The following is a 9,220-nucleotide window of genomic DNA, read 5'->3' as shown; positions in this document are numbered from 1 at the left end:
AGCTTGATCGCCTCGACAGCGGTGGCGATGCTGGCAAAGCCGGTCAACACGACGATCCGCATTTCAGGATCGTGTTCGTGCAGCGCCCTGACGCACTCAAGGCCCGAGCCGCTGGCAAGCTTGAGATCGACGACGGCATATTGGAAGGCAACGGTGCCGATCAGCGCCTGCACGCCGTCGACGCTCCGGCAGCTATGCGTTTCGTAATCACGCCGTTCGAAAGACCGGCGCAGTGCGTTGGCAAAGGCGATGTCGTCCTCGACGATCAGCAGCGTGCGTTCAGTCGGCATTGTGCCCTCGCGGAGACAGAGCAGCCAGCGGCAGATGCAACGTAACCGAAGCTCCCCCCTCGGTTCTGTTTCTTACAGTGACGCTACCCCCCAGCTTGCGGATGACATTGACGACCAGAAACAGGCCGAGCCCGCTACCTGGCCGGTTCTTGGTCGACGTGTAGGGCTTGCCGAATTCAGCAAGCATGGCTTCTTCAAATCCCGGTCCCGCGTCGACAACTTCGATGATGAGATCGTCCGCGTGGCGGCTGACGATCAAACCGACCCATAGAGGCGACGCTTCAAGTGCGTTGTCCAGTACATTGAACATCACCTGTTTGAGCGCGGGATCGGAGACGATCTCCTGGTTGGCGCCGAAACGCCTGGTGTATTCGAAACCTTGCGGCAGCCGTGTCGACTTCCATTCGGCCACCAGCTCCGCCAGAAAGGCATCGACGGAGGTGCGAACCGTGCCTTCGCCGCGCAATTCGCCCGACGACATCAGGATTCCCGAAACGATCTTCTTGCAACGGTCCAACTGGCCCTGCATCTCCCGGATTTCCTGCGCCAGATCCGGATCGGCCTCGAGAACCGGCATGCGCTGCCAGTCGTTGAGGATGACGGAAAGCGTAGCCAGCGGCGTGCCGAGCTCATGCGCGGCGCCAGAGGCGAGCAGGCCCATCCTGACGATGTGAGCCTCCTCCGCCGATTGCTGGCGCAAATCCGCAAGATGAGCGTCGCGGGTGCGAATGTTGTTCTGGACCCTGGTGATGAACAGCACCAGAAGCGTTGCCGCCAGGACGAAACAGATGAACATGCCCTGAATGTGCAGGCTGAACAGCCCGGCACCGTGTGCGGCGGGCAGGCTGATCTCACGGTAGAAGGTGGTCAGCGCGATGAAGCACGTGCTTGCAATGAGGACAAGCGCCCAGACCGACCATGTCTCCAGCAGTACCGCGCCCAGGATGACCTGGAGCAGGTAAAGCGAAATGAAGGGATTGGACGCGCCGCCGCTCAGGTAAAGCTGGACCGTCAACGCGGTGACGTCGAGCAGCAGTCCAAGAAACAGCTCGGTGTTGGTGATCGCGTCCTGGCTGCTGTGCCGGCGCAGGCTGGCGACGTTGAGAGCGATCAGCAGCAGGATCACCACTGCCATCGGCACCAGCGGCAGCCCGATGCCAAGCGCGTAGCGGACGAACAGGATCGTCACGATCTGACCGCCGACCGCGATCCAGCGCAGTTGGATCAGAAGCAGAAAATTCTGCTTGTTGGTCTTGTCGTGCAGCGTCATTGGGCCGGGAGGTCCCCAGCCCTGGCCAAGCAGGTCACTCAAGCGGGAGTCCGATCCAGGCGCTGGTTGAGCCGCAGCGCCAGCAGCGTGCATAGCGCTCCCGACAGCAGATAGGCGCCTGACGAGATCAGCCCGAAATGGGCGGACAGGAACAGGGCGACAATGGGGGCGAAGCCGGCGCCGAACAGCCAGGCGAGATCCGAGGTCAGCGCAGCACCTGTATAGCGGTAGTTCTTTGAAAAATTCGAGGCGAGTGCTCCCGAAGACTGGCCGAACGACAGGCCGAGCAGGACGAAGCCCAACACCATGAAGACGGACTCTCCGACGAAGCCGCCATCGAGCAGCTGTGGCGCGAAACCGCTGAACACGGCAATGGCCACCGCCGAGCCTCCAAGCAAGGGCCAGCGCCCGACCCGGTCGGCAACGACGCCCGAGATCGCGATTGCCGCCAGGCCGAAGAAGGCTCCGATCGTCTCGATGACCAGGAACCGTGCCGGTCCCTCGCGCGTGAACAGGAAGATCCAGGACAGAGGAAACACCGTCACCATGTGGAACAGGGCGAAGCTCGCCAGCGGCGCGAAAGCGCCGAGCACGACAGTGCGCCCTTCGGCGCGCAACGTCTCGCGGACGGAAGTCGGCTCCAGTTCCTGGCCTTCGAACAGTTTGGTGTATTCCGGCGTCACCACGATGCGCAGCCGCGCGAACAGGGCGACGACGTTGATGGCGAAGGCGACGAAGAACGGGTAGCGCCAACCCCAGCTGAAGAAGTCTTCAGCCGACAGGTTGCCGACGAAATATGCAAACAGGGCACTGGCGACGATGAGCCCGAGTGGCGCGCCCAGCTGCGGGATCATCGCATACCAGCCGCGACGCTTTTCGGGGGCATTCAACGCCAGCAGCGAGGCAAGTCCGTCCCATGTCCCGCCCAGCGCCAGTCCCTGACCGATCCGGAACACGGCCAGCAGCCAGGCCGAAGCCGGGCCGATCTGGTCGTAACCGGGCACGAAGGCGATCGACACGGTCGAGGTCCCCAGCAGGAACAGCGCGATGGTGAGCTTGGCGCTGCGTCCGTAGGCGCGGTCGAGCGCGGTGAAGATCGCCGTCCCGATCGGCCGCGCGATGAAGGCAAGCGCGAAGATGGCGAAGGAGTAGAGCGTGCCGGTCAACGGGTCGGCATATGGAAATACGAGCTTGGGGAAAACGATGACGGAAGCGATCGCGTAGACGAAGAAGTCGAAGAATTCCGACGTCCTGCCGATGATGACGCCAACGGCGATTTCGCCGGGCTTCACCTCATGATGCCGCGCATTGATCCGTCTTGCGTCGGCTTCGATCTTCGAAGTTGGGCTCACAGCATTCTCCGTCGCCCCGCCGCGGTCTCATACGATCGCTTGCCATGTGCGCGGGCCAGATGCTTTGATGACGCCTGCCGCGTCATTGCGGCATTGGACAAATTGTCCAATGCCTTCATCGCCGCGGTACGGTTAGCACTGGGGGGAACAACCGACAGGTCATACATTGAGCCGTCTTCGTACCCTTTTCCTGCTGCCCCTGCTGGCATCGCTCGGCTCCTGCAGCATGGTCGTCCTGAACCCTGCCGGCGACGTCGCCGAGCAGCAGCGCGACCTGCTGATGGTGTCCACGGCACTGATGCTGATCGTCATCATACCGGTGATGGCTCTCACCATATTCTTTGCCTGGCGATACCGCCAGTCCAACCGCGAGGCGCGCTACGAGCCGGATTGGGACCACTCGACCCATCTCGAACTCGTCATTTGGGCTGTGCCGCTTCTGATCATCATCTGCCTGGGCGCGGTGACCTGGATGGGCACCCATCTGCTCGACCCCTATCGTCCGATCGGACGTGTAGCGGCCGGCAAGCCGCTGCCGCCGGACGTGCGCCCGCTTGAGGTCGAAGTCGTCGCGCTCGACTGGAAATGGCTGTTCATCTATCCGGAATACGGCGTCGCCGTGGTCAACGAACTGGCTGCGCCGGTCGACCGGCCGATCAGCTTTCGCATTACCTCCGCATCGGTGATGAACTCCTTCTACATTCCAGCACTGGCCGGCCAGATCTATGCGATGCCGGGTATGGAAACCAGGCTGCACGCTGTCATCAACAAGTCCGGCGACTATGAAGGGTTCTCTGCCAATTACAGCGGCGCCGGCTTCTCGGGAATGCGCTTCGCGTTCCACGGCCTCGAGGATGCCGGTTTCCAGGCATGGATCGCGAAGGCAAAGGACAGCGGCGGCAAGCTCGACCGAAACGGCTATCTTGAGCTCGAACAGCCCAGTGAGAACCAACCCGTGCGCCACTATGCGGCGGTGGATAGCGATCTCTACAAGGCGATCCTCAACATGTGCGTCGAGCCCGGCAAGATGTGCATGAGCGAGATGTCGCAGATCGATGCCAAGGGCGGTCTGGGAATGGCCGGCATCCGCAACACCCTTCCGCTGCTGTATGACAAGTTCGCCCGGCGCGGCACGATATTCGGCCCCGCCCCATCCTATGTCGCCAGCATATGCACGACCGAAGAAGCACTGGCCGCTTCGAAGGCTGATCAATCCGCCACGCCGATGACCTCGACGCCGATAGTCGGCGCTGGTCTGCAACGGCCACTGCCCCTGTCGATCCGACTGCCGTCACCTTCCGCAACCGGCACGCTTCGGTCGCCCTTCAACTCCTGAGGCGCCACGCAAGACATGTTCGACAATCCTGCTCTTCTCAAGGCGATCTTCGGCCGGCTTACGTTCGAGTCGCTGCCGCTGCACGAGCCCATCGTGGTCGCGACCTTCATTGTCGTCGCGCTGGGCGGCATCGCCCTCGTCGGCGCGCTGACCTATTTCAAGCTCTGGGGCTATCTGTGGCGCGAATGGTTCACCAGCGTCGACCACAAGCGCATCGGTGTGATGTACATGGTGCTCGGCATCGTCATGCTGCTGCGCGGCTTCAGCGACGCCATCATGATGCGACTCCAGCAGGCGATGGCCTTCGGCGGTTCGGAAGGCTATCTCAATTCGCATCATTATGACCAGATCTTCACCGCGCACGGCGTCATCATGATCTTCTTCGTGGCGATGCCGCTGGTGACGGGCCTGATGAATTTCGTCGTCCCGCTGCAGATCGGCGCGCGCGACGTGTCGTTTCCGTTCCTCAACAATTTCAGCTTCTGGATGACGGTCGGCGGCGCGGTCATCGTCATGATGTCGCTGTTCGTCGGCGAATTCGCGCGCACCGGCTGGCTCGCCTACCCGCCGCTGTCGGGTATCGGCTACAGTCCCGATGTCGGTGTCGATTATTATATCTGGGCGCTGCAAGTGGCGGGCGTCGGCACGCTGCTGTCGGGCGTGAACCTGGTCTGCACCATCGTCAAGATGCGCGCGCCTGGCATGACCATGATGAGAATGCCGATCTTCACCTGGACCGCGCTCTGCACAAATGTGCTCATCGTCGCCGCCTTCCCGGTGCTGACGGCGGTGCTGGCCCTGCTGGCTCTCGACCGCTATGTCGGCACCAACTTCTTCACGAACGACTTCGGCGGCAATCCGATGATGTACGTGAACCTGATCTGGATCTGGGGCCACCCCGAGGTCTACATCCTGATCCTGCCGGCCTTCGGCATATTTTCCGAAGTGACCTCGGCCTTCTGCGGCAAGCGGCTCTTTGGCTACACCTCGATGGTCTACGCAACCATCGTCATCACCATCCTGTCCTATCTCGTCTGGCTGCATCACTTTTTCACCATGGGGTCGGGAGCGAGCGTCAACTCGTTCTTCGGCATCACCACGATGATCATTTCGATCCCGACAGGCGCCAAGATATTCAACTGGCTGTTCACCATGTACCGCGGCCGCATCCGCTTCGAACTGCCGATGATGTGGACAGTCGCCTTCATGCTGACCTTCACCGTCGGCGGCATGACCGGCGTGCTGCTCGCCGTTCCGCCGGCCGACTTCGTGCTCCACAACAGCCTGTTCCTGGTCGCGCATTTCCACAACGTCATCATCGGCGGCGTGCTGTTCGGCCTGTTTGCCGGTATCAGCTACTGGTTCCCCAAGGCATTCGGCTTCCGGCTCGATCCGTTCTGGGGAAAGATGTCCTTCTGGTTCTGGGTGGTCGGCTTCTGGTTCGCCTTCATGCCGCTGTACATCCTCGGCCTGATGGGCGTAACGCGCCGGCTACGCACCTTCGAGGATCCCTCGCTGCAGATCTGGTTCATCATCGCCGCTTTTGGCGCCTTCCTGATCCTCCTTGGTATCCTGTCCTTCCTCATCCAGATCTTCGTCAGCGTGCGCCGGCGCGAGCAGCTTCGCGACGACACCGGTGATCCGTGGGACGGGCGTACACTCGAATGGGCAACCTCGTCGCCGCCCCCGGCCTACAATTTCGCCTTTACGCCGGTCGTCCACGATCTCGACACCTGGGCGGACATGAAGAATCGCGGTTACCAGCGTCCGTTGACGGGCTTCCACGACATCCACATGCCGCGCAACACCGGAGCCGGCGTCATTCTGGCTGGGTTGAGCGTGGTGCTTGCCGTGGCGCTCATCTGGTACATCTGGTGGCTGGCGATCGTGAGCTTCGTTGCTCTGATCGGCTACGCCATCGCGCATACCTTCAATTACGACCGGGACTTCCACATTCCGTCCAGCGACGTCACCCGCGTCGAGGACGAGCGGACACGCCTGCTCGCAGCCACCAGCCAGGCGGGATGAGCACCATGGCACACGCCGACACGGTGATCGACGACACGATCTTCCACCTGGAAGACGACCACGGCCATGCCGAGAGCGGCAGCAGCACCATGCTCGGCTTCTGGATCTACCTGATGAGCGACTGCCTCATCTTTGCGATGCTGTTTGCAGTCTACGGCGTGCTCGGTGGCAACTACGCCGCCGGGCCCGCGCCGAAGGACCTGTTCGATCTTCCGCTGGTCGCGCTCAACACCACCATGCTGCTCCTGTCCTCCATCACCTACGGCTTCGCGATGCTGGAGATGGCGAAAGGGCGAGTGAGGCCGATGCAGGTGTGGCTGGTGATCACCGGCCTGTTCGGCCTCGCCTTTCTCGGCATCGAACTCTACGAATTCGCCCATTTCATCCACGAGGGGGCGACGCCGCAGCGCAGCGGCTTTCTTTCGTCGTTCTTCACGCTGGTCGGAACGCATGGCCTGCACGTCACCTTCGGCCTGGTCTGGCTGGTGGTGCTGATGGTGCAGGTCTCCAGGCATGGGCTGATCGCCGCGAACCAGCGGCGCCTGATGTGCCTGAGCATGTTCTGGCACTTCCTCGACGTCATCTGGATCGGCGTCTTCACCTTCGTTTATCTGATGGGAATGTTGCGATGAGCGCCGGGCACCAAACAGACACCAGCAACCACAGCCACGCGCATCACGGCGTCAATCACGGCTCGCTGGCCGGCTATCTGACAGGCTTCGGCCTGTCCGTCGTGCTGACCGCCGTTCCCTTCTGGCTGGTCATGACCAACGCGCTCGGCAATCAGATGGCGTCGGCGATTGCCATCATGGCCTTCGCCGTCGTGCAAATCATCGTCCACATGGTGTTCTTCCTGCATATGAACACCAGGTCGGAGAGCGGCTGGACCATGATGGCGCTGATCTTCACCCTCATCCTGGTGATGATCGCGCTGACGGGCTCGCTCTGGGTCATGTACCATCTGAACGTCAACATGATGCCCGGCCATGACATGAGTCAGATACCCTGAGAGAGGGACCTGGCTTTGGACGAACAGGCGCGGACGACACCGCATCCGAATACAGGCGACGGCCAAAGGGTTACGCGTTCGAGATGGACGCTATTGATGCTTTGCCTTTGCGGAGCCATCGGCATCGCAGGGTTCTCGGCGCTCGGTATCTGGCAGCTGGAGCGCCGCGTCTGGAAGCTCGACCTGATCGAGCGTGTCGACCAGCGTCTCAAGGCAGTACCCGTGGCCGCCCCGGCGCCTTCGGCCTGGCCAGCGATCAACGCCAGGGATGACGAGTATCGCCGCCTCGTCGTCACGGGCCGGTTTCTCGGTGATCGCGAGACCCTGGTCCAGGCGGTCACCGATCTCGGCGGTGGCTTCTGGGTAATGGCGCCGTTCCGAGCGGATGATGGCTTCACGATTCTGGTGAACAGGGGCTTCGTGCCGACGGACAAGCGCGATCCGGCAACCCGCTTCGCAGGCAAGCCCTCGGGCGATCACACCGGAATTCATGGCCTGTTGCGCATCAGCGAACCGAAAGGCGGCTTCCTGCGCACCAACGATCCGGCTGCCAACCGCTGGTATTCGCGCGATGTACAGGCGATCGCCGCCAAGCAAGGCATCGGGCAGGTCGCTCCTTATTTCATCGATGCCGATGCCACGCCCAATCCGGGAGGGTGGCCGGTCGGCGGCCTGACGGTCGTTTCGTTCCACAACAACCATCTGGTCTATGCCCTGACATGGTTCGGGCTGGCCTTGATGGTGCTGGGCGCGGTCGCCTGGCTGTTGCGGCAGGCTGTGAAAGACAGGCCCGGCGGGGGCTGACCGCTGACCGCTGGCCGAGGCAAAGCCGAAATTACGCACGGAAGCGCTCATGCCGGCGCAGAGGATGGCGTGATCGCTCTGCTCGTGCCGGCTGGTCATTTCCGACGCGCATCAATAGGTTTCCCTTCAAACCCTCATCCATGAGCGCGCAGGGCAGGCTTCCCAGCCGTCTCGGGCTGGAGCACCTAGCTAAAACCGCTGGCGAAACGCGACCGATTTGCGTATCACTCCGCCGCCATTGGAGCCCTATCGATGTTTGAGACCCTGCAGCCCGCCCCCGCCGACAAGATCCTGGCCCTGATCGGCCTTTATCGCGCCGATCCGCGCCCCGACAAAGTCGATCTCGGCGTCGGCGTCTACAAGGATCGCGACGGCAAGACGCCGGTTATGCGCGCCGTGCGCGAGGCGGAAAAGCGCCTGCTGCAGGCCCAGGACACCAAGACCTATCTCGGCCTTGCCGGCGATACCGGCTTCAACACGGTGATGGCCAAGCTCGCCTTCGGTCCGGGCGCTGACATGACGCGCATCCGCGCCGCACAGGCGCCCGGCGGCTCCGGCGCGCTGCGGCTGGTGGCGGAATTGCTGAAGCGGACGCGTTCGGACGCAACCATCTGGCTGTCGGACCCGACCTGGCCGAACCACATGCCGGTGATGCGCGCCGCCGGCCTGCAGATCCGTGAATACCCGTATTTCGACGCCGCGTCGGGTGCTGTTCGCTTCGACGACATGCTGGCGGCCCTGCGGACCGCAAAGAGCGGCGACGTCGTGCTGCTGCATGGCTGCTGCCACAACCCAACCGGCGCCAATCTGGATGCGGCACAGTGGGCAGCCGTTACCGATCTGGTCGTCGAGCGCGCGCTGCTGCCGTTCGTCGACATCGCTTATCAGGGCTTTGGCGATGGCCTTGAGGCCGACGCCCTCGGCTTGCGCCTGCTGGCGGCGAAAGTTCCGGAAATGGTCGTCGCGTCGAGCTGCTCGAAGAATTTCGCCGTCTACCGCGACCGCGTCGGCGCAGCAATGATCCTGGCCAAGGACGGCGCACAGGCAGATGTGGCGATGAGCCAGATGCTGTCGGCGGCGCGCGCCATGTATTCGATGCCGCCGGACCACGGGGCAGCAGCCGTACGCATC

9 protein-coding genes are annotated in these 9,220 nt (G+C 62.5%); 6 read left to right on the top strand and 3 right to left on the bottom strand.

The window, feature by feature from the left end; translation table 11 throughout:
• The 3 genes from EN884_RS14535 to EN884_RS14525 form a co-directional block, all read right to left on the bottom strand.
• On the bottom strand, positions 1–290 hold a 290-nt coding region (locus EN884_RS14535), incomplete at its 3' end, for a response regulator (RefSeq protein WP_128360597.1).
• Positions 280–1,602 (bottom strand): ATP-binding protein, encoded by a 1,323-nt coding sequence (locus tag EN884_RS14530; RefSeq protein ID WP_013531508.1) that lies wholly within the window; start codon positions 1,600–1,602, stop codon positions 280–282. The genes EN884_RS14535 and EN884_RS14530, both read right to left, overlap by 11 nt.
• A complete protein-coding gene (locus tag EN884_RS14525) occupies positions 1,599–2,912 on the bottom strand; it encodes an MFS transporter (protein WP_128360596.1) in 1,314 nt (437 codons plus the stop codon). The genes EN884_RS14530 and EN884_RS14525 overlap by 4 nt, the downstream gene beginning before the upstream one ends.
• A gap of 166 nt (positions 2,913–3,078) precedes the next feature.
• Here EN884_RS14525 and cyoA point away from each other — a divergent pair, with 166 nt between their 5' ends.
• From cyoA to EN884_RS14495, 6 genes are all read left to right on the top strand, one after another.
• On the top strand, positions 3,079–4,248 hold the full coding sequence (cyoA, locus tag EN884_RS14520; RefSeq protein ID WP_013531506.1) for a ubiquinol oxidase subunit II: 1,170 nt from the start codon (positions 3,079–3,081) through the stop codon (positions 4,246–4,248).
• Positions 4,249–4,263: 15 nt separating this feature from the next.
• On the top strand, positions 4,264–6,276 hold the full coding sequence (cyoB, locus tag EN884_RS14515) for a cytochrome o ubiquinol oxidase subunit I (RefSeq protein WP_063168040.1): 2,013 nt from the start codon (positions 4,264–4,266) through the stop codon (positions 6,274–6,276).
• Positions 6,277–6,281: 5 nt separating this feature from the next.
• Positions 6,282–6,908: a cytochrome o ubiquinol oxidase subunit III gene (gene cyoC, locus EN884_RS14510; RefSeq protein ID WP_013531504.1), complete on the top strand. Its 627-nt coding sequence runs from the start codon at positions 6,282–6,284 to the stop codon at positions 6,906–6,908.
• Entirely contained in the window at positions 6,905–7,285 is a 381-nt protein-coding gene (cyoD, locus tag EN884_RS14505) for a cytochrome o ubiquinol oxidase subunit IV (protein ID WP_013531503.1), read from the top strand. The genes cyoC and cyoD overlap by 4 nt, the downstream gene beginning before the upstream one ends.
• Before the next feature lie 96 nt (positions 7,286–7,381).
• Entirely contained in the window at positions 7,382–8,089 is a 708-nt protein-coding gene (locus tag EN884_RS14500) for an SURF1 family protein (RefSeq protein ID WP_063168041.1), read from the top strand.
• Between the two features lie 252 nt (positions 8,090–8,341).
• The coding region (locus EN884_RS14495; protein ID WP_164895011.1) for an aromatic amino acid transaminase at positions 8,342–9,220 on the top strand (879 nt) is incomplete at its 3' end.

It is taken from the genome of Mesorhizobium sp. M7A.F.Ca.AU.001.01.1.1 (assembly GCF_004022735.1).
GTDB classification, from domain to species: domain Bacteria; phylum Pseudomonadota; class Alphaproteobacteria; order Rhizobiales; family Rhizobiaceae; genus Mesorhizobium; species Mesorhizobium ciceri.
Note: the sequence above shows the minus strand (reverse complement) of the source record. Positions and strands in the feature narration are given on the sequence as shown.

Bases quoted from the DNA above. Each gene is read 5' to 3' on its own strand.
- cyoD (WP_013531503.1), top strand. From the start codon at position 6,905: ATGAGCGCCGGGCACCAAACAGACACCAGCAACCACAGCCACGCGCAT.
- EN884_RS14500 (WP_063168041.1), top strand. From the start codon at position 7,382: ATGCTTTGCCTTTGCGGAGCCATCGGCATCGCAGGGTTCTCGGCGCTC.
- cyoB (WP_063168040.1), top strand. From the start codon at position 4,264: ATGTTCGACAATCCTGCTCTTCTCAAGGCGATCTTCGGCCGGCTTACG.
- cyoC (WP_013531504.1), top strand. From the start codon at position 6,282: ATGGCACACGCCGACACGGTGATCGACGACACGATCTTCCACCTGGAA.